Origin of the sequence: Methylocystis sp. WRRC1 (assembly GCF_020733155.1) — a bacterium.
Lineage (GTDB): Bacteria > Pseudomonadota > Alphaproteobacteria > Rhizobiales > Beijerinckiaceae > Methylocystis.
Window position 1 is genome coordinate 2,710,737 of record NZ_JAJFZJ010000001.1, and the last position, 19,412, is coordinate 2,730,148.

Here is a 19,412-nt window from a genome sequence, read left to right on the forward strand (position 1 = left end):
TTCCGGCTGATTAATTCGAGTTGGCGATTTTTGGCCACCAGTGGAATCCGGCGCGGCTTTTGATGGTTTCGCGTTCGTTAGCCAGGGCGAAGCATCTCTTGGCGACGATCTCGTCGAGTGCGTTGATTGTTTCGACATGCTTGTTGACGATGGGCTCATCAACAAGCGCCCATAACGTCTCCGCCGGTTGCAGTTCTGGTGTGTAGGGCGGGAGAAAGATGAGGCGGACGCCCTCTGTAACCCTCAGCCCCGTCTCGCCATGCCAGCCGGCGTTGTCGAGCACGAGGACAAGGGTGTGGTCGACGCCGGCTTTCGCTTCGCGCGCGAAGGTTGCGAGCAGCTTCTCGAAGAACGGCTTCGACACGCCGTCGTGCACATACCAGAAGGTTTCGCCAGTCGCGGGCGAGACGAAGGCGGTGACGTAAAGCCAGTCGAAACGATGGTGGCCGGGCGCGGTTGGCCGTTCGCCAATGGGCGCCAAGACGCGCCGCGTGACAGGCTTCAGGCCGAGCCGATGCTCGTCGCTCGCGAACACTTCAACCGGGCGCCGGGGATACTTTGCGGCTTCCTCGGCGACGACGTCTTCGATCTTTTTTTGAACGCCGCCGCCTCTTCGGGCGACGCCGACTTCGGGTTTTTCGGGCGCGGCGTCTGGATCGACATGCCGCAAGCCTTCAGCGCCTCCCAATCGCGTTGCGCCGCCACCGTTTCCAGGCCGAGTTCGCGCGCGCCATTGTCCCGCCTCGCGAGAGATTCAGCGCCGATTGCATTATCGGCTTTATCATCGCCTATCCCGGCGGATTATTGCGGCCACGCGCAAGGCTTCGATTATCGCGCTCTCTACTGCCGGCATCGCTTGTCCATCGGAATGAGCAAGCAGGACATTCCCATAACGCTTTGGCAGCTTGCGGAGCCTGGAAATAATGCCCGGCCGCGGGATCAGAGGTTGATGCCCCCAGCGCGTCAGCCGCACTTCCGAAAGGCGCGCATCAGCGAAAGCCTCCGGCAGGAAACGCTTCATTCCGGCCACAATGGGCTTGGCGAGCGCCGCCCGATCGCCACTCAAGAGCAGCGCCCGCCCTTGGGCAGGGTCGCGGAAGGGCGCGTAAACGGTCAACACGCGCTTCGTCATTGATCCCGACCCAACTGAGGGCGCGGCGGCGGTGTCGATTATATCGGTGAAGGCGGGATTGCCCGGCGTCCAGCTATCGTAAGCCCGGATCGGGAAAGCGCCGTCGAAGCACAGACTCGCCACGAGATAGCTGCCTTGGCTCAGTCCCGCGCAGGCGCTCGACAATTCCGAGCCTGCGCCACGCAGTATTCGGGCGGAGAAGAAAAGCGGTGCCGCCAACACAACCCACCGGGCCGTGATGCAGCGCGGTTCGCGTGACCGGAGAGCATCGAACCAACCGACGCGGGTCAGTCCGTTCTCGGCCGGCTCGATGCCGAACACGGCAGCGCCGGTCATCAACCTTCCAGCGCCCGCCGACTCGACGCGCTCGGCCATCGCCCGGACAATGAAAGCGTTGCCGCCAGGGAACCCATACACCGGCCGGGTGAGGTCGGAAAGAAAGTTGAGGCCGGCATAGGCGGACACTTGGTCGGCTCCAGCGCCGAGAGACGAGCAGGAGAATGCGTCGATGAAAGCAAAAAGGGCTGGGTCGACTTGCTCCCGTTTGAGATATTCGAGGAGAGTTATTCGGTCGAACGCGAGCGCTGATGCTGTCGCCTTTTCGATCGGCAAGCTCGGAAAGTCGGGATTGTCTGCGACAGCCGCAATATGCCGACGCAGGCGTTCGTAGGGAACTTTCAACGAACCAATTAGTGCGTCCGGCGACCCGGGCGCGTCCATAAGCGCTCGGTCAACCGGCTCCGGCACTCGGGGAAGCCGCAGCCCAAGCCCGTCATAGAAGGAGCCAAAAGGCTCAGACACATCCACGAAATATGCAGAGCCGAGCGCATGGCTTACGCCGCGCCAGCTTTTTGCCTTGGCGTTCCCTCCCGGCTCCGTCTCACGCTCCAAAAGAAGAAGATCGAAATCCCCTAGCAGGGTCGCTATCGCAAGGCCGGCAATTCCGGCGCCAATGATAACGACCTCCACCTGGCGCTCGGGGGACGGCAGAGGGCGATCCCAGACGCCATCACGGATGGCGTGCATGGGCGCGAAGCTGTCGCCGGTCCACTCCCCGATTTCATATCCTTCGCCTTCGCCCGTCGAGAGCGCCTGTGTTGGACTCAATAACGCGGCCCCGGCTGCAGCGAGCTGAATCGATACCTGGCGGCGGGTCGGCATGCTGAGGCTCTCCTGATACCCGTTCGCTGCCACGACGAGTTCCATGCATAATGAAATGGCGCGATGAAACTCGGACCTGTTTCATTTCGACAGCTGTGACCCGAGGCGCCGAAAGCTTTCTCCCTGGAGCGGCAACCACTGTCTTGTGAGCGGATCTTAACTGCAGGGACCGCGATCATGCGTTCAGTAAGTCGCCGTCGCCCATCTGCTCCTGAACCAGAGGATTATTGACAGCCTGGAAGACTGTGGTCCGCAACGATTGCTTCATCGTCGAGCAATCCGGCTGCAACAATTTTCTTGTGCCCTTCTGCATGGTCGCCGGCAGCCGGATGCGTTCGGCTTCTGCAGTGAAAGGCCTTCATTGTGACAGTCGCATGTGAAATAGATGACATTGCGATGATAGACACGTCCTGCCGAACGGCCATGTCACGAAAGTTTTTCGGGTCAGGTCGAAACCGGCAGAGTGACGGGCGACGTCGTGCGGCCAGACGAAGATCGAGGAATTGGAGGCAAATATGCAGGGGGAGCGTTCCCAAAAACCCACGGACGCCGCGCGCGCTTGGCTGGAAGGCGTCGGGGGTAATCTTATCGTTGGAGAAGGAAAGCTGAAGTCAGTCAAGGTGTCAAAAAAAGGAAACAGGATCACGCTGGTGTTGAAGAGACGGAAAGCCGGCAAGCAGGATCAACCAACAGCCTGATGGCTGGAGCGCCAGTGAAAACATCCGATTCGACACGCGCTCTCCCGCCATGTCCCGAGGAAACAAGGACACCGGAGATTGCGCCGCACGAGCTTGAGGTAAAGCTGGAATGTGAACCGGGGAAGCTGAGGAAGTTGTTTGATGTCGGCCCTCTCAGCGCCGCCAAACTTCACGCTCGCTCGCAGAGACTCGTCGGCGCCTATTTCGACACACAAGACGATAAGCTCGATGGCGCGGGGATGACGTTACGGGTCCGCAAATCAGGGACCCGGCGAATCATGACTCTAAAGTGGACGCGGCCGCAGGAGAGACTTTTCTTTCGTGGCGAGGTCGAAGTCTCGGTGAACGGCGACGCGCCAGATCTGGAAAGGTTCGATCCGGAGATTGCGACGAAAGTGCTTGAAACGAGCGATAACAAGCCGCTCGTTTGCCGTTTCGAAACAATAGTTCGCCGACGTGTCGCTGACTTGTCTCTCGGAGACACGCGGGTCGAGATCGCCTTTGATGAAGGCGAAATCGTCTCCGCTGACCGTTCTATCAAGATTTCGGAGTGCGAGCTGGAGCTTAAGGAAGGAGATCCCGCTGCGCTGTTCACGCTTGCCGCGCAGGTCGCCAGCGCCGGCCTGTGGCTTGCTCCTGCGCCAAAGGCGCAGCGTGGCTATCTGCTTGCCCGCGGAGAAAAACCTACCGAAGTTCGCGCCACGGAGCCCCAATTTGATCCCGGGACTCTGGTAGAAGAAGTGATTGGGGTCATCATTGAAAATAATATAAGACAATTTCTGGGAAACTGGCCTGCTTTACTGGAATCGGATCTTCCTGAGTCGATACATCAAATGCGGGTTGCTTTGAGGCGTCTGCGTGCTGCGCTTCGATTGTTCGAAAAGGCGTTCCCCGGCGCCGGTTTTGAAGCCTTCCGCGCCGAGGCCAAGCGTATAGCCGACGTTTTGGGGGGAGCAAGGGATCACGACGTTTTTATAGCGCTCGTTACAGATGGCCCGCTCATGGCTTTCGCTTCTGACGAGAGTTTCGAAGCTCTTCTTTCTGCTTCGGAAGCCCGGCGTTTGCATGCATATGAAATCGCGAGGCAAGTCGTCCGCGCCCCCGAAACATCCCGCTTTGTTCTCGAGTTGCAGGCGTTCGTGGCGTCGCGAGGCTGGCGCAACAAGCTGGGGACAGAAGATCTTACGAGGCTTGGAAAGCCCGCGCATGGCTTCGCCGCGGACGCCTTGCAAGGGCTCTACCGACGCGCTCGAAGACTGGGCAAGGACATAATGGGTATTGATCCGGAGGAACGGCACCGTCTTCGGATCTGTCTCAAGAACCTTCGCTATGCGGCGGATTTCTTTGGTTCGCTATTCGAAGAACCACGAGACGTAAAAAAATTCACGAAAACCCTTTCCGCATTGCAGGATTCTCTCGGGGCACACAATGATGCTGTTGTCGCCTTGAAAACAGTTCGAGATGTTGAACAGGAGGCCGGAGGCGCTGCACATCGCGCGGCGGGCATTGTGTTAGGCTGGTATGGGCGAGAATCGAGCAACCCCGAGATGCTCCTGAAAGATGACTGGCGCGCTTTCAAAAATGCGTTGTGCTTCTGGCGATAGCCGGAATGCGCTCGGTAGTCGCGCCTGACATTTCCGCGATGAGGCCGCCCCCCGGGATGACGCCGTGACGAAAGCGCTCGGCCCGCTAATCCGATGGCGTCTCGGGCGCTGATCGACTGACGAATCTTTTCGTTACTACTGGAACAGCGAGGATCATTGGAGCAACGCCAGCCCTCGCAATATGCCTAAGGCCGGCAAGGAGCCGTTGCGGCCAAGCTGAGGGAGCCATTTAATCACAGGACTGGCGTTGGCCGGGACCAGACCTTATGCTAAGTTTATGAACATCTCTCTCGAACAAGCGATCGAAATTCATGCCCGGGCGCTCGTGCAACGGCATAAGGGAAAAGCGCCATCAAACGCACGGGTATACGCCGACCGGCTGAATGGCCATAGGGATTGCGACGGGTGCGCCGTGTGGCTTGGCGTCGCGAGCGCGGCAGAACGCATCCTCGATGAGAAATGCGCCGCCGAGGATTTGGGAGCGAAGCAAGGCGAAGTGTGACGGCGCACCAGGCGACGCCAGGGCGGCATTCTTTTACGCTTCGAAAATTATAATGACGGTAAAGCTTTTCAGAGCTGGGCAGCATGCCTATTTCTGTTTTCTGTTCTTATTGCCGCTTTGGAGCGATGCGATGCTGGACCTTTTGTTCGTCAGCTTCCTCGATTTCCTCGTCGGGCGGCAAATGTCCGTTCACGTTCCGAATGCTTCATCGATCCAGTCGTTCGTGCCCATAAACGCTTCCGGCGCGGGCGACCCATCGATGCAGGCGGGGGAACCGGGCCTTGCGCGGGGTTCCGTCAACAGCAGCGAGCGCAGCGCGAAAGGTTAAACCTTATCTCCGGGCGGGGACGAAGCGCCAGCGCCGAGCGAGCGTTGCATGATCACGGAGTCGGTCCAGCGGTCGAATTTGTAGCCGACGGTCGGGAGATAGCCCGTTTGCGCGAACCCGAGGGTTTTGTGGAGCTTCAGCGAGGCCGTGTTCGAGGCGTCGATATATCCGATCATTTGCCGGAATCCGGCTGCCGCGCAGGCGTCGATCAATCCCTGTAGCAGCAGGCCGCCGACGCCATGACGCAGATAGCCGGAATCCACGTAGATAGAGTGCTTCACGACATAGCGATAGGCCGGCCGCTTGCGGAACGGCACGGCGTAAGCGTAGCCGACGACAATACTGTCGAGCTCCGCGACGAGATGCGGCAGCCGGTGATTCCCCATGTTCTTGCGCCGCCGCCTGATGTCTTCCTTCTGCGGCGCCTCGTAGAGCGGGGCCTCCAAGCGGTCGAGGCCCTTGCGAACGTGATGAAGATTGATGGCCAGCATCGCGTCGACGTCTTCGTCGCCCGATGGCCTGACAATGACAGCGGAGGGCTTCAACTCCGCCACTTCGCTGACCTCTTGTCGCAATGTCATTCGCTCACGACATAGGTATGGAGTCGCAGCCGGCCCGTCTCGTCGATTTCCTTGTAAAGCCCCTGTATCTCATAGTCGAAGCCCGGAAACACATTGGCGCTGTGTTCGAATGTCTTGAGATATTGGATCATTGGCCGCGCTCTTTCACACAAGCGCTCACCGGGAACAATAGTCGCGATGCCGGGAGGATAGATAACGAAGAGCGTTGTTGCAATGCGGTCCTCGATCTCGTCGATCGGAAGATAGTCGACCTTGTTACGCACGAGATGCAAATAGGCTTCGCGAGGCGTCATGACCATCCGGGGGAGATGCTCGCCCATGAACTGGGCACGTTGCAGGTCGCTCACGCCCGCTTCCTTGAAGAATTGATGCATCTCCCCGCAGAGGTTCCGGAGGCGCACGCCCTTGTAGCGGGCCGGCCGCCGTGCGACGAACTCCGGAATGACGTCCAAAAGCAAAGCATTGTCGTCGTGCAGCCGCTTGAATGCGACGAGCGCCGAGACAAGGGTGCCCGCCTTGCTGGACTCGACGCCTGGGGTCAGCAGGAAGAGAAGCGAATTCAGGTCGTTCTTCTCCGGCACGATTCGGTTCTCACGCAAATATTGCGCGACGACCGGGGCCGGGATTCCGTGATCTTCATAGGCGCCGCTGGCGCGATCGAAGCCGGGCGTCAAAAGCGTTAACTTTGCCGGGTCTGTGATCGCAAAGCCTGGCTCCATGCCCTTGAAACCATGCCACCCCGCGCTTGGCGCGAACTCCCAGAAGGCCGCATTGCGCGCAAGCTGGTCCGTCGACACGGTCTCCCACGAAACGTGGTGCGCGCCAGCTTCGCGCGCCGCGTCCGGAATGGAGACCTTGTCAGGCACAAACGGATCGAAGAACCAGCGGCGCGCCGGATCCTTCTCCTTGAGCTCGAATTCACGCTTCACGGCCCGCAGCTTCTTGCGCAATTCGACGCCGAGACGGATCGTGTCGTCCCACAAGACCTCGCCGGATCGCCCCTTCATCATCTGTGCGCCGACATCGAGCGACGCGAACAGGGGATAGAAGGGCGACGTCGACGCATGTTGCATGAAACCTTCATTGAAACGCTTGTGTTCGACGCGGCGCTTCTGGCCCTTGATATGGCGGTCGCGGACGTGGATTTGCGAGGCCTGCGAGAAACTCGCGAGCTGCTTATGGGTCGATTGCGTCGCGACGATGCCGGGCGAAGCCTCGGTCAGATTTTTCAGCCCCATGGCAAAGCGCCGCTCATAGAGCGGATGGAACTTCATGAAGCCCGCCCAAGCTTCGTCGAAGAGAACATAATCGCATAGATGTCCAATCTTTTGAACGATCCACTCCGCGTCATAGATCGTCCCGTCATAAGTGCACTGTTCGATTACCGCTGCGCGAAAAGGACGCTCCTTCCGCCAGGCGTCCTTGTCCTTGACAAGTGGATGGTCGCGGATCCGCTCGCGCAGTATCTTTTCGTCGAGAGACTCGGGGGCAATCGGGCCGATCAATCCGTAGGCATTGCGTGTCGTCGGCAGGAAGATCGGCACGCCGCCGCCGAGCAGGAGCGCGCCGTGATGCGCCGCTTTGTGATTGTTTCGGTCGAAAAGAACAAGATCGCCTTCGGCCACCAGATTCGTGAGAACGACTTTGTTTGACGACGATGTGCCATTGAGGACAAAATAGGTCTTCTCGGCTCCAAAGATCTCCGCCGCCGCCTTCTGCGCAGCAAGGGCTGGACCTTCGTGGGTCAGCAAGTCGCCGAGCTCGATGACGGAATTATCCAAGTCGTCGCGGAAAACCGCCTCTCCAAGATGTTCCATGAAGATGCGGCCTATAGGGCTGCGACTATAAAAAATGCCGCCATTGTGGCCGGGGCAGGTCCAAAGCTGGTTCCCTTCCTCGGCATAGTCGACGAGCGCACCGAAAAAGGGCGTCTTCAATGTCTCGGCGTATTGCTTGAGGCGTGAGACAAGATTCTTGGCGATGAACTCGGGCGTCTCCTCCGCGAGGAAGACATAGCCGTCAATGAAGTCCAGCACCTCGACTGGAATGTCCTCGAACCGCTTTCTCCGGATGAGGAGGACGATAGGCATTTCGAGGCCACGCTTGCGCATTAGTTCGATGAGCGAAGCGGTCTTTCCCTCCAGCCCTCTCTTGCCCCAATCGACGACGAGACAGCCGATCGCCGCATCAGTCTGAACGACGAGTTCCGCATCCTCCAATCGTCTTGCTCTTACGACCTGGAAGCCCATCCGCTCTATGGCGGCGATTATTTGACTGACCCTCAGCCCTTCAAGGTCATCCGCATCGAAGATTGGCGCGGAAAAGAGAAAGGTGAACCTTTGAGAAAAATCCATCTAACCCCCCACTGCCAGAAACTTGCGCTGAACACGCCACGTTCGTGTTGTCCTGCACTCAGCTTCCTTTCGCGACGCGACGATGACGGACGGTGAAGCCGGCTACCCCGGCATTTCGCTTCAACCTTTTGGGCCAACATTGCGCGCTTGCCCCTGACGTGAGCTTCGTCGCCAAGGCGACACTGTCATCCAGATGTCATGAAACGCGCGCCACAATAGTCGACGATCCTAAGCGGATCATGTGCCGGCCAGAGCGGCCAAAAACTGAGAGGGCGCGGAGATGCCGAAGCTCTTCGCAATCTTCCATGGCATAATTATCGGATATTTGAATGGCGCGGGGTTTGGGGCGCTCGCAATCGATTTGCTGTCCAGCCATCATGCTAACGATTTCGATGTCGTAATTGTCGCAGCAATTGTGACTGGCCCCTTCGGCGCCTTGGTCGGCTCGTTGGCGGCCCTGTTCGATGACGGTAATTCCGAGCAAAAAAGTCTCCAATCACATTGAAATTAGACACGGAGACCCTTGTTCGGCCGACGGAGCGGTTTTATTGATCCGCCGGCTGCTCGGGCAGGGAGCCAGGGCGCCGGTCGAGCCGATTCCCGCTTGTCATGAGCGTCGCCATTCTGCTCAGGACGGAAGGCCCCGGATCGCCAACAGCGTCTCTTGCATCCAGCGCTTGTTTCACATCTTCAATAGATAATTTATATTTGGCCTATGCGGAAAGCCTAAATGTCAATCCGCATCTCCGGAGTTGAATGTGACATAATTAGCGGCGCGCCGGTCAGCGCGACGATTTCTTCTACCTCCACGCCCGGCGCGCGCTCGCGCAGAGCGAGCCCTTCGCCGGTAGGCTCGATTACGGCCAGTTCCGTCACAATGAGGCTGACGCGACGCGCAGCCGTGGGCGGCAGGGATAGCTCTTCGACGATCTTCGGCCGCCCCCTGGCGGTATGTTGCATGGCGACAACGACGCGTTTCGCTCCAGTGACGAGATCCATCGCGCCCCCCATGCCTGGAACGAGCTCGCCTGGAACCATCCAGTTCGCGAGAAGTCCCCGGGCGTTGACCTGCAGCCCACCCAGGACCGTCATGTCGAGGTGGCCGCCTCTGATGAGTGCGAAGCTTGTTGCGCTGTCGAAGCTCGCGGCGCCCGGCAAGGCGGAAATAAAGCCGCCGCCGGCGTCGGTGAGATACGGGTCTTCCATCCCTTCGGGCGGTCGCGCGCCGAAGCCGATAATTCCGTTTTCGCTCTGAAAGGCGACCGACACGCCCTCGGGCACATAGCCGGCCACGAGGGTCGGCAGGCCGATGCCGAGATTGACCAGCGTGCGGTCTCGCAACTCGAGTGCGACGCGGCGGGCGATGATTTCTTTGGCGTCCATCATTTTGGCCTCCTGACGAGGTGATGCACGAGCACGCCCGGCGTTCGCACGGCGTCCGGCGGAATGACGCCTACGGGCACGATCTCACCGGGCTCGGCGATGACACAGTCGGCGGCGAAGGCCATAATTGGATTGAAATTCGCCGCGGTGAGCCGATACGTAAGATTTCCGCAATAGTCGGCCTCATGCGCGCCCAAGAGCGCAAAATCGGCTCGCAGCGGCTTTTCCAGCAGAAAGCTCTTGCCGTCGACTTCGACGACCTGCTTGCCTTCGGCGACGATGGTGCCAACCCCTGTCGGCGTCAGCACGCCGCCAAGACCGCAACCGCCGGCGCGAATGCGTTCGGCGAGCGTGCCCTGCGGAATGAGCTCCACTTCGATCTCGCCCGCAATCATCTTCTTCTGCGTGGAGGGATTGGTTCCGATATGCGACGTTTTGACGCGCAAAACGCATCCGGCTTCGATCAACTTTCCGACGCCGCATGTCGGCGTAGCCGTATCGTTGCAGATCACGGTCAGGCCTCGGGCGGCGCGCGCCACAAGCGCGTCGATCAGCCGCGCAGGCGCGCCGACACCCAAGAACCCGCCGATCATAACGCTCGCGCCGTTCGGGATAAGGGCGGCCGCGGCTTCCGGCGAAATCGCCTCTCTCATGATCCCCCCCCCCCCCTCAGGCGACGTTGTGCAGACCAGCGTCCACATAGATAGTGTCGCCGGACATGCCGGAGGCGGCGCCCCCGACAAGAAACGCAACGACCCGGCCGACTTCGGCAATTTCCACCAGACGCCGGCCCGGACTGCGCGCGACTGCAGCCGCCACCAATTCGTCGAAATGATCTATGCCGCTCGCCGCGCGCGTCCTTAGCGGTCCCGGCGAGACAGCGAAAACGCGGATGTTTTTTCCGCCGAGTTCAACCGAAAGATATCTCGTCGTAGCCTCGAGCGCCGCCTTCACCGGACCCATGATATTGTAATGGTTGACGACTTTTTCGGCCCCGTAATAGCTCATCGTCAGCAGGGCGCCGCCATCCATCATCAGGGGCTCTGCAAGACGGGCCATCTCAATGAATGAATAGCAGGAGATGCGCATCGCCTGCTGGAAGCCCTCAAGCGAACAGTCCAGCACCCTGCCGTGAAGATCCTCGCGGGGTGCGTAGGCGATGGAGTGGATTACGAAATCCAGCCGCCCCCACTCTGCGCGAATATGTTCGAACACGGCCTTCATCTCGCCGGGACGCTCGACATTCATCGGGAGAAGAAAGTCAGCCTGTATCTGCTCAGCGAGCGGCCGCACAAATCGTTCGGATTTTTCGGCCCCAAACGTCAGGCCGATCTCGGCGCCGAAAGCGCGCAATTTCGCGGCGCAGCCAAAGGCGATGCTGTTCTCATTGGCCACGCCGACGACCAGACCGCGTTTGCCGCGCAACATGTCGCCAATGCGCATCTCGGGGTCCCAGACCTTCGGCAGCGGATCGAGGGATTCCTGCGAATCAATCATGGCCATGGTCTTCCCTCCAGTTGCAGCGTTTTCGCTTCTAGGCGCCGGTGATAACGACTTCGTGAATTCGAAGTTTTGATCGCACGCGGCGCGTTGTCGCGCATTGATCCAAAACCTTTATCGACGCTCCACCATCGAGCGGCTTTAAGGGTTGATGCATAGCGCCGTAAGCGCCTGCCAATTACGGAAGAGCTGAGGGCCATTCAGATTTTGATAGACGGGCGTCCCGGCCGCCATGGCGAGCGTAGAGGCCGAAGAGGCCGCCGGCGATGGTCGCGCCGCTAAAAAAGTTCGACGCGATGGCCTCCAGAAAAATAGGGGTTCGCACACTGCGACTTGCCGTCGCTTTCGGGATCATAACCAGGGATGTGGCCTTTCGTCGTCCACGTCACGTGGAGGGTGGCCGTGATCGCCGGCGTCCAAATATATCCCACCCAGCCATGCAGATCATAGAGATTGCTGTATCGGTAGCCTTGGGGATTAAACCCCAGCGGCCAGCGTCCGCGATAAGCGACGCCCCAGGAATACGGTCCCGAAACGCCGCCATAGGTGACGCCGCGTAGGAAGTCGCATGTTCCGCTTCCGGGCTGTATCGAATAGAAAGCGCGAACCGTCCCGTATTTCCCCCTCCTGAGGAGTGGTGTGAAGGGCCGATCGTTACGCCATGTCTGGAAGGTCATGCAGACGGAAACGAGCAGGCGATGCGTCTCATCTCGATAGACGCGCAAGGCGCCGGCGACCTCCATATCGTTATTCCCGCGCATGCAGGCATACCTTCCACTTCGAAAGCGCACGCCGGTAGGCTTGGTGAATGTCAATGCGACGTGGTTCTTTTCGACTCCGTCTATGGCGATGACGACTGCGAGATTTTCCGCGACGCCGTAACTAAACGCAATGGCTTGTGACGTCAGAAAAACGCTCCTCGGAACGAGGCGAACGAGTTTCGCCGCGCCGGGATGCCATGGCGTGGTAGTGACGACATATTTCGGCGACACGACGATCCGCCCGACGTGCGAGCCGCCCATTTCTGCAAAACCGTCGGAGACCGCAAATTGAAAATTTCCCCACGCCGGGGACGTCGGAGCCGAAAACGCCCAGCGGCGCCAAAGGGACCTTCTTGCTGGTCGATACGGCGTCAGGCGCCGCGCTGCCGAGGCCAGCCTCCTGCGCGATCGCTCCGGCGCTCGAGACAAGAGCCATGAAACTAACCGAGCGCATGGTCGTTCCTGCGAACGACCAGACCGTCGTCGAGGTCGCAGCCAGAACGCGAACCTGCGTAGCGTCACCCGAACAAAACCTTAGTGAGCCGTCCAGCCTCCATCGATGGAAAGGATCGCCCCGGTGATCGACGCCGCGTTGCCTGACGCCAAAAATACCGCTAGAGCGGCGACCTGCTCGCTGGTTACGAATTCCTTCGTGGGCTGCGCGTCGAGAAGAACGTCGTGGATCACCTGGTCTCTGGTCATGCCACGCGCAGCCATCGTCTCGGGGATCTGGTGCTCGACGAGAGGGGTCCAGACGTAGCCCGGCGCAATGGCGTTGACCGTGACGCCGTGACGCGCAAATTCGAGCGCGGCGGTTTTTGTCAGTCCGGCGACGCCGTGCTTGGCCGCGACATAGGCAGATTTGAAGGGAGAGGCGATCAGGGCGTGCGCCGACGCCATATTGATAACGCGTCCCCAGTTGCGTTTCTTCATGCCCGACGCGACGGCGCGGATGGCGTGAAAGGCGGCAGACAGATTGATGGCGATGATTGCGTCCCATTGCTCGGGCGGAAACTCATCGATCGGCGCGACGTGCTGTATTCCAGCATTGTTGACGAGAATGTCGACCGAGCCGAAATTCTTTTCCGCCTCGATAACCATCTCGATAATTTCAGCAGGCTTTCTCATATCCGCCGCCGAGTGGCGCGCCTGCACGCCGAATTCATGTTCGATCCGCAGGCGCTCTTCCTCTATCTCATGAGACGCGCCAAGGCCATTTATGACGATGTTGGCGCCTTGCGCGGCAAAGGCGCTCGCGATTGCGAGGCCGATTCCGCTGGTCGAGCCGGTTACAAGCGCGGTCTTTCCTTGGATCATCTCGCGTCCACTTTCAGGGAGATTGCGCACAGGACGAACGCCTTCTCCCACCACATTTCGACAGACTCATGATGAACCTGTTGCGATTTTAAATAATCTACGTCGGCATTTAGGCGGTCTATTTCTTCACATCATTGTCAAGCACAAGCGGCAGACTGTCGATCGGCGCGCCGCTTATACAGGCGGCTCGACGGAGCGGCGGCGATGACCAAAGAAGACGCAATTCAAAACGTGACGTGGGACGAGTTGCAGATCGGCGCAGCTGCGCGGATCGAACGCGCTTGCACGGTCGACGATCTCATTCTCTTCGCGCATGTTACAGGCAATGTGAATCCGTTGATGCTGCCTGCGAATGATGGCGAGGCGATCGAACTTCCGATGGCGCCGTCCCTCTGGGTCGGATCGCTCGTTTCCGCAGTTTTGGGCAATATTTTACCCGGAGCTGGCACGCTCTATCTCTCGCAAAATTTTCGCTTCGGCGCGCGAGTCCACCCAGGCGACATTCTCTCGATCCAAGTGCGCTGCGTGGAGTTGCGGGAAAAACCCGTTGCCGTGTTCGAAGCGCGCGTCCTGAAGGCCGATGGCGCCATAGCCTGCGAAGGCTTCGCCGAGGTCGCCGCCCCCCTACAAAGCATCATTTCAAGCAGGAGCGCGCTTCCGGCGCTCATTCTCGACCATCATGACCATTTCGCCAAACTTATCGCGCGAGCCGCAATGCTTGATCCGTTGCCAACGGCGGTCGTTTGGCCGGATGATCAGAACTCGCTCGCCGGCGCGCTTTTGGCGACCGAGCATGGATTAATTGAGCCTGTCCTGATCGGTCCGCGCAAAAAAATGATCGAAATCGCCGCGACGGTTGGCGCGCCGTTCGACGCGAGTTGGATCGCCGACGCCCAAGATCATCACGAAGCATGCGGGCGAGCGGTTGAGCTGACCCAGCGCGGCGCGACGCGCGCCATAATGAAGGGCAATGTTCACTCGGATGAAATCCTCGCAGCGATCGTCAATAAACACGCAGGCATGTGCACCGAGCGACGCATCAGTCATGTCTTCGCGATCGATGCGCCGACGCTCGACCGGTTGCTCTTCATCTCGGACGCCGCGGTGAACATCGCGCCAGACCTCGCCGCCAAAGTGGATATTGTCCAGAACGCCATCGATCTCGCGCGCGCCTGCGGCATAGAGAAACCGAAGGTTGGCGTGCTCTCCGCTGTCGAGACTGTCAATGTCGCCATTCCATCGACGCTCGACGCGGCCATTCTCTCCAAGATGGCGGACCGCGGCCAGATCCGGGGTGGCGTCGTCGATGGCCCACTCGCCATGGACAACGCCGTAGACGCTGACGCGGCGCGCACCAAGGGCATCGCGTCGCTTGTCGCGGGACAAGCTGACATTCTCATCGCCCCCAATATCGAGGCTGGCAACATGCTGGCCAAGGAGCTCACTTTTGTCGCTCGGGCGGAGGCTGCAGGACTTGTCCTTGGCGCAAGGATTCCCGTGATGCTGACAAGCCGCGCGGACAATGAGCGTGCGCGGCTCGCTTCGAGCGCGCTGGCGGCGCTCTACGATCATTGGCGTAAAACCGGCTCGGCGGTCTCCGAAGCGCCGCAGATCGTGTCGAAGGCGGCCGAGTAAGCGCGATGCCCGAACATGTCCTGACGCTGAATGCGGGCTCTTCTTCAGTGAAATTCGCCCTTTTTGCCATCGAGACGAACCATCCGGTGCCAGTTGCGAGCGGACAGGTGGAAGGACTCGGCGCCGAGCCGCGCTTCCACACGTATATCGTCGGCGGGCGCCGCCATGAGTCGACGCTCGGTTTCAATGATCATACGGGCGCGATCGGCGCGATCGTCGTCTGGCTTACCCGCGCATTCCCCCATGCGATCATCGCGGCAGTCGGTCATCGCGTCGTGCATGGCGGCGTTTCCTACGCGGCGCCAGTCGTTGTCGACGACGCAATTATGTCCTCGCTGGAGATGCTTGTTCCGTTGGCGCCGCTGCATCAACCGCATAATCTTGCCGGCGTAAAGGCCGCGCGCAAGGCCTTTCCCGGCGTTCAGCAAATCGCCTGTTTCGATACGGCCTTTCATCGCGGCCACGACTTTATCAACGACGTCTATGCCTTGCCGCGCGACTACTATAACCGCGGGTTACGGCGGTTCGGCTTTCACGGCCTTTCCTATGAATTCATCGCGCGCCGCCTGCAGGAGATCGATCCGGTTCGCGCCGGTCAACGCATCGTAGTGGCGCATCTCGGCAATGGCGCCTCGCTTTGCGCGATGAAGGACGGCCGCTCCGTTGCAACGACCATGGGTTTCTCGGCCCTGGAAGGGCTACCAATGGGCACGCGATGCGGGCGCATCGACCCGGGGCTTCTGCTCTATCTCCTCCAACATGAGAAATTATCAGCGCCGGATTTGACGCGACTGCTCTATCGCGAGTCGGGTCTCCTCGGCCTTTCCGGGATCTCGCAGGACATGCGCACGCTCGAAGCCTCCGGGTCCCCGGAGGCGCAAGAGGCGATAGCTTATTTCGTGCATCACATCCGCATGGAGATCGCCGCCCTCGCAGCAGCGCTGGAGGGGCTCGATGCGCTGGTTTTCACAGGCGGCATTGGCGAACACTCGGCCCATGTGCGAGCGGGCGTCGTGACGGGCCTCAATTGGCTTGGCGTCAAGCTCGACGCAGGCGCCAACGCACGCAATGCGCAGCTAATCTCCTCGGCGGCGTCGTGCGCGTCCGTCTATGTCCTGGCGACGGACGAGGAGTCAATGATTGCGCGCCATACAATCGACGCGGCGGGCCTCGGTCGCCCGGCGGCAGCCTGACAACCCTGGAGAAGCAGATGGAGCCGACCTTCAGTCCCGTGAATTTTCCCGCGCACGTCGCCCAGTCGCAAACGATCTCGGGTCTTCAGGCGCAGCATATTTTGATCGCCGCCGGACGTCATATGGAACGCATCGGGCGCACGCATGGCGAGAGAACTCAAGAATTCTGGCGCAGATTTGGTCGCCTGGTCGCGGCTATGAACACATCCAACGCCGACTGTCTCGACGCCGCTGCGACCTATGCGAAGGACGCCGTCCGGCGGACTATTTTGACGTTAGACGTCTTGCGCGAACGCGCCGACAATGACGCCGCCCATGAAGCCGCCGGCGCGCCGCCGGTGCTCTCTTATGAAACTGAACTCGTGCTCGACGGGCGTAATTTGTCGCATCCCGTAAATTACGAGCTTCTGCGCATCGTTGCACCGCAGGGAGTGCAGACGTTCGACTGGAAACGGCCCTATCTGATCATCGATCCGCGCGCCGGTCACGGCGCCGGCATAGGCGGATTCAAATCAGACAGCCAGGTTGGCGTCGCGCTCCATGACGGCCATCCGGTCTATTTTCTGGTATTCCGGCCTCATCCGGAGCCGGGGCAGACGCTCGCGGACGTTATGCGAGCCGAGGCGGAATTCGTGCGGGAGATCGCACGACGGCACCCGAAATCGCCCAAACCCATTATCGTCGGCAACTGTCAGGGCGGCTGGGCGACGATGGTGCTTGCCGCCGCCAATCCGGACATTACCGGGCCGCTCGTCATCAATGGATCGCCCCTTGCTTATTGGTCCGGCCGGCTCGGCGAAAACCCCATGCGATACAACGGAGGCCTTCTCGGCGGGCTCGCGACGGTTCTCTTCCTTGCCGACCTCGGCCATGGCGAATTTGACGGCGCTCATCTCGTATCGAATTTCGAACTGCTGAATCCAAGCCGTAATTTTTTCGGCAAATATTACGATCTCTTCGCGAACGTGGAGCAAAACCGGGACCGTTTCCTGGAGTTCGAGCGCTGGTGGGGCGGCTTCCACTATATGACCGAAGCCGAAATTCGCTGGATCGTCGAACAGCTTTTCGTCGGCAACCAACTCTCGCGCGGCGAGGCGCGGATTGAGCGCGGCAGACGGCTCGACTTCAAGGCCATTCGCTCTCCGATCATCGTTTTTGCGAGCTGGGGCGACAATATCACGCCGCCGCCACAGGCGCTGAACTGGATTGTCGACACTTACGCGGACGAGCACGAAATCAAGATCTGCGGACAGCGCATCGTCTATATGATTCACAATAAGGTTGGACACCTCGGCATTTTCGTCTCCTCTTCTGTCGCGAAGAAAGAGCACGCTGAAGTAACGTCGACCATGAAGACGATCGAGGCGCTGGCGCCGGGCCTCTATGAAATGCAGATCGAAGAGGAGACCGGAGAAGGGTTTCACAAGCGCTTCCGCGTCAGCTTCGCCGAGCGGCGTATTTCCGACATCCTCGCCATCGATGAGGACGACAGGGCCGAGGAGGCTGATTTCGCTGCGGTGGCGCGCCTGTCGCAGCTTAACGCCGACGCCTATGATCTTCTTCTGCGTCCCTTGGTTCAGTCGCTGGCGACGCCACAATCGGCTCAATGGATGCGCGACGCGCATCCGGCACGGTTGCAGCGACGCGTATTTTCCAGCAGGAACCCCTTGCTTGCCTGGTTGCCGACCGCCGCCGAACAGGCGCGCGCAGAACGAAACAGAACCGTCGTCGATGACAATCCATTTGTCCTCGCCGAGCGACTTTGGGCTTCGGGCGTCGAGCAGGCGCTCGATTTCTGGCGTGACTGGCGGGACGCCTGTTACGAAACGGCGTTCCTGACGCTCTACGGCGGCCCCGTCATGCATTGGGCCGGGCGCTTCAATAACTTTACGCGCACGCACAAGGACGCAAACGAACTGCGACTGATGCCACAGGCGCAGGCCGCGCTGATGAACCTTGCCCGAGGCGGCTTCCCGGAGGCGGTGATCCGCATGTTGCTGCTGCTCAGCGAAGCGCGCGGTTCGGTGCGTCGCGACCGCCTGGAGCGCTCGGCTCATATTCTAAGCCGCGACGAGCCTTTCGCATCGCTTGGGGCGCAGCGGCGTGCGCAGCTCATTCATGAACAGTCGATAATCGTCGAATTCGAACGCGAAGCCGCAATCGACACGCTGCCGCTCCTCTTGCCGAGTCTCGAAGAACGCGCAAAGGCCATCGCAGCCGTGGAATTCGTTGCAGGCGCTATCGATGAAATGGAGCCCCGCACCCTGAAAATGTTGCAACGACTAAGGAACGTTCTGAAGCTGGACGCCATCGAGCGTAATCTGTCGCGGGGTGAGCATGCGACTTTAATTCGCGAGGAAGAATCGGCTTGACGTGATGGCGGAAGGCGAGAGGGCGCGTGCGGCCTGTCGCGGTCTCGTCACGTCAGCCGACAACTCTTCTGTTGAATAAATATCGATCCATTCGGCGTTCGGATTTCCCGCGCCATCGCCCTTCGCAAAGCGGGGGCGAGGAAATTGAAGTCCAGCGGGCGACTTAACCGGATTTGCGGGCCGGGCTGCATTTGACGCAGATGACGACCAGAAGCGCGCCCAGCACCAGAAGGCCTTTTGTAGCTGGGCTCCCCTCGTTGGCGCCGATGAGCCCATGCAGCAGCAAGGCCAATCCGCCCAATTTCCCTGCGAAGAGAAGTTTAGGATATGGAAGCATGTAACGGCGCCCGGACGCAGGTTCAAGACGTTAGCATGGCGCGGTTTCATGACATGCGTTTGACTAAAGCTTTTTTGATCGCCGCTAAATTAGCCATTCATTTTCTGACGCGATTTGGCTAGAAAATCCGGGTCGTAAAGGAGTAGGAAGATGCTCGACGCCCAGAAAAACGAGATCGCGGCCTGCCTGGTTCAATATGCGGCGGAGGGGCTAAGCGGCGAAAGGCTGATTGAGCGCGTCAGCGACACATTCCCGGGGGTAGCGCGGCGCGAAATTGGGAGCGCCGGATTCTTCGCTGTTACACGACCCGATGTCGACCATACGGCGGTCCCTTCCGTCTACGAGGTCGCCTTGCAGCTTCGCGGCGATGATTCCGGCTTCGATTGGGAGACGGAAGAGTGGAACGTCTGAAATAAATTGACGGACCCCGCTGAAGGCGGCCCGCGATCCGGTCAGTAGATCAATGATGTGGGATGAAAACATTTTCATTAACGTAAGCAATCTGAATCGCTGAAACGATCGAGTCGCGGACGCAAGATCATAGGCGCCTGAAA

Annotated in this window: 18 protein-coding genes; 8 read left to right on the forward strand and 10 right to left on the reverse strand. The window is 59.8% G+C overall.

Going from position 1 to position 19,412, the window contains the following annotated elements; genetic code table 11:
• Positions 1-10: 10 nt before the first annotated feature.
• On the reverse strand, positions 11-670 hold the full coding sequence (locus LG047_RS13230) for an IS630 family transposase (RefSeq protein ID WP_227967213.1): 660 nt from the start codon (positions 668-670) through the stop codon (positions 11-13).
• 111 nt (positions 671-781) lie between these two features.
• On the reverse strand, positions 782-2,338 hold the full coding sequence (locus LG047_RS13235; protein WP_227967214.1) for an NAD(P)-binding protein: 1,557 nt from the start codon (positions 2,336-2,338) through the stop codon (positions 782-784).
• Between the two features lie 667 nt (positions 2,339-3,005).
• On the opposite strand from LG047_RS13235, the gene LG047_RS13240 reads away from it, so the two are divergent.
• The 3 genes from LG047_RS13240 to LG047_RS13250 all read left to right on the forward strand — a co-directional run bounded on the left by LG047_RS13240 (position 3,006) and on the right by LG047_RS13250 (position 5,425).
• Positions 3,006-4,595, forward strand: coding sequence for a CYTH and CHAD domain-containing protein (locus LG047_RS13240; RefSeq protein WP_227967215.1), 1,590 nt, complete (start codon positions 3,006-3,008; stop codon positions 4,593-4,595).
• Between the two features lie 277 nt (positions 4,596-4,872).
• Positions 4,873-5,097: a hypothetical protein gene (locus tag LG047_RS13245; protein ID WP_227967216.1), complete on the forward strand. Its 225-nt coding sequence runs from the start codon at positions 4,873-4,875 to the stop codon at positions 5,095-5,097.
• Positions 5,098-5,149: 52 nt separating this feature from the next.
• Complete coding sequence (locus LG047_RS13250; RefSeq protein ID WP_227967217.1) at positions 5,150-5,425, forward strand: hypothetical protein; 276 nt, start codon at positions 5,150-5,152, stop codon at positions 5,423-5,425.
• Here LG047_RS13250 and LG047_RS13255 read toward each other — a convergent pair.
• The gene (locus LG047_RS13255; protein ID WP_227967219.1) at positions 5,422-6,006 is read right to left on the reverse strand and encodes a GNAT family N-acetyltransferase; all 585 of its coding nucleotides are present in this window, start codon (positions 6,004-6,006) and stop codon (positions 5,422-5,424) included. The two genes, LG047_RS13250 and LG047_RS13255, sit on opposite strands and share 4 nt — an antisense overlap.
• A complete protein-coding gene (locus LG047_RS13260; protein WP_227967221.1) occupies positions 6,003-8,360 on the reverse strand; it encodes an Orn/Lys/Arg decarboxylase N-terminal domain-containing protein in 2,358 nt (785 codons plus the stop codon). The genes LG047_RS13255 and LG047_RS13260 overlap by 4 nt, the downstream gene beginning before the upstream one ends.
• Before the next feature lie 280 nt (positions 8,361-8,640).
• Between LG047_RS13260 and LG047_RS13265 the strand changes: the two genes are divergently transcribed.
• On the forward strand, positions 8,641-8,865 hold the full coding sequence (locus LG047_RS13265) for a hypothetical protein (RefSeq protein WP_227967223.1): 225 nt from the start codon (positions 8,641-8,643) through the stop codon (positions 8,863-8,865).
• A gap of 221 nt (positions 8,866-9,086) precedes the next feature.
• Here LG047_RS13265 and LG047_RS13270 read toward each other — a convergent pair whose 3' ends face one another.
• From LG047_RS13270 to LG047_RS13290, 5 genes are all read right to left on the reverse strand, one after another.
• Entirely contained in the window at positions 9,087-9,743 is a 657-nt protein-coding gene (locus LG047_RS13270) for a 3-oxoacid CoA-transferase subunit B (protein WP_227968493.1), read from the reverse strand.
• A complete protein-coding gene (locus tag LG047_RS13275) occupies positions 9,743-10,396 on the reverse strand; it encodes a CoA transferase subunit A (RefSeq protein WP_227967225.1) in 654 nt (217 codons plus the stop codon). Before LG047_RS13275 ends, LG047_RS13270 begins: the two co-directional genes overlap by 1 nt.
• Positions 10,397-10,412: 16 nt before the next feature.
• A complete protein-coding gene (fabI, locus tag LG047_RS13280) occupies positions 10,413-11,246 on the reverse strand; it encodes an enoyl-ACP reductase FabI (protein WP_227967227.1) in 834 nt (277 codons plus the stop codon).
• Positions 11,247-11,521: 275 nt separating this feature from the next.
• Complete coding sequence (locus tag LG047_RS13285; RefSeq protein WP_227967230.1) at positions 11,522-12,265, reverse strand: hypothetical protein; 744 nt, start codon at positions 12,263-12,265, stop codon at positions 11,522-11,524.
• Positions 12,266-12,538: 273 nt separating this feature from the next.
• Positions 12,539-13,321, reverse strand: a complete 783-nt coding sequence (locus LG047_RS13290) for a 3-hydroxybutyrate dehydrogenase (protein WP_227967232.1) — start codon at positions 13,319-13,321, stop codon at positions 12,539-12,541.
• A gap of 204 nt (positions 13,322-13,525) precedes the next feature.
• On the opposite strand from LG047_RS13290, the gene LG047_RS13295 reads away from it, so the two are divergent.
• From LG047_RS13295 to LG047_RS13305, 3 genes are read left to right on the forward strand one after another with little or no spacing between them, the layout of a single operon-like run.
• Positions 13,526-14,956 (forward strand): bifunctional enoyl-CoA hydratase/phosphate acetyltransferase, encoded by a 1,431-nt coding sequence (locus tag LG047_RS13295; protein WP_227967235.1) that lies wholly within the window; start codon positions 13,526-13,528, stop codon positions 14,954-14,956.
• A gap of 5 nt (positions 14,957-14,961) precedes the next feature.
• Positions 14,962-16,149 (forward strand): acetate/propionate family kinase, encoded by a 1,188-nt coding sequence (locus LG047_RS13300; RefSeq protein WP_227967251.1) that lies wholly within the window; start codon positions 14,962-14,964, stop codon positions 16,147-16,149.
• 17 nt (positions 16,150-16,166) lie between these two features.
• Positions 16,167-18,521 carry a DUF3141 domain-containing protein gene (locus tag LG047_RS13305; protein ID WP_227967252.1) on the forward strand — a complete coding sequence of 785 codons (2,355 nt, stop codon included), beginning with the start codon at positions 16,167-16,169 and terminating at the stop codon, positions 18,519-18,521.
• A gap of 163 nt (positions 18,522-18,684) precedes the next feature.
• Here the strand turns inward: LG047_RS13305 and LG047_RS13310 are convergent, their stop codons facing one another.
• Entirely contained in the window at positions 18,685-18,858 is a 174-nt protein-coding gene (locus tag LG047_RS13310; protein ID WP_227967253.1) for a hypothetical protein, read from the reverse strand.
• A gap of 150 nt (positions 18,859-19,008) precedes the next feature.
• Between LG047_RS13310 and LG047_RS13315 the strand changes: the two genes are divergently transcribed.
• The gene (locus LG047_RS13315) at positions 19,009-19,269 is read left to right on the forward strand and encodes a hypothetical protein (protein ID WP_227967256.1); all 261 of its coding nucleotides are present in this window, start codon (positions 19,009-19,011) and stop codon (positions 19,267-19,269) included.
• Positions 19,270-19,412: the final 143 nt, after the last annotated feature.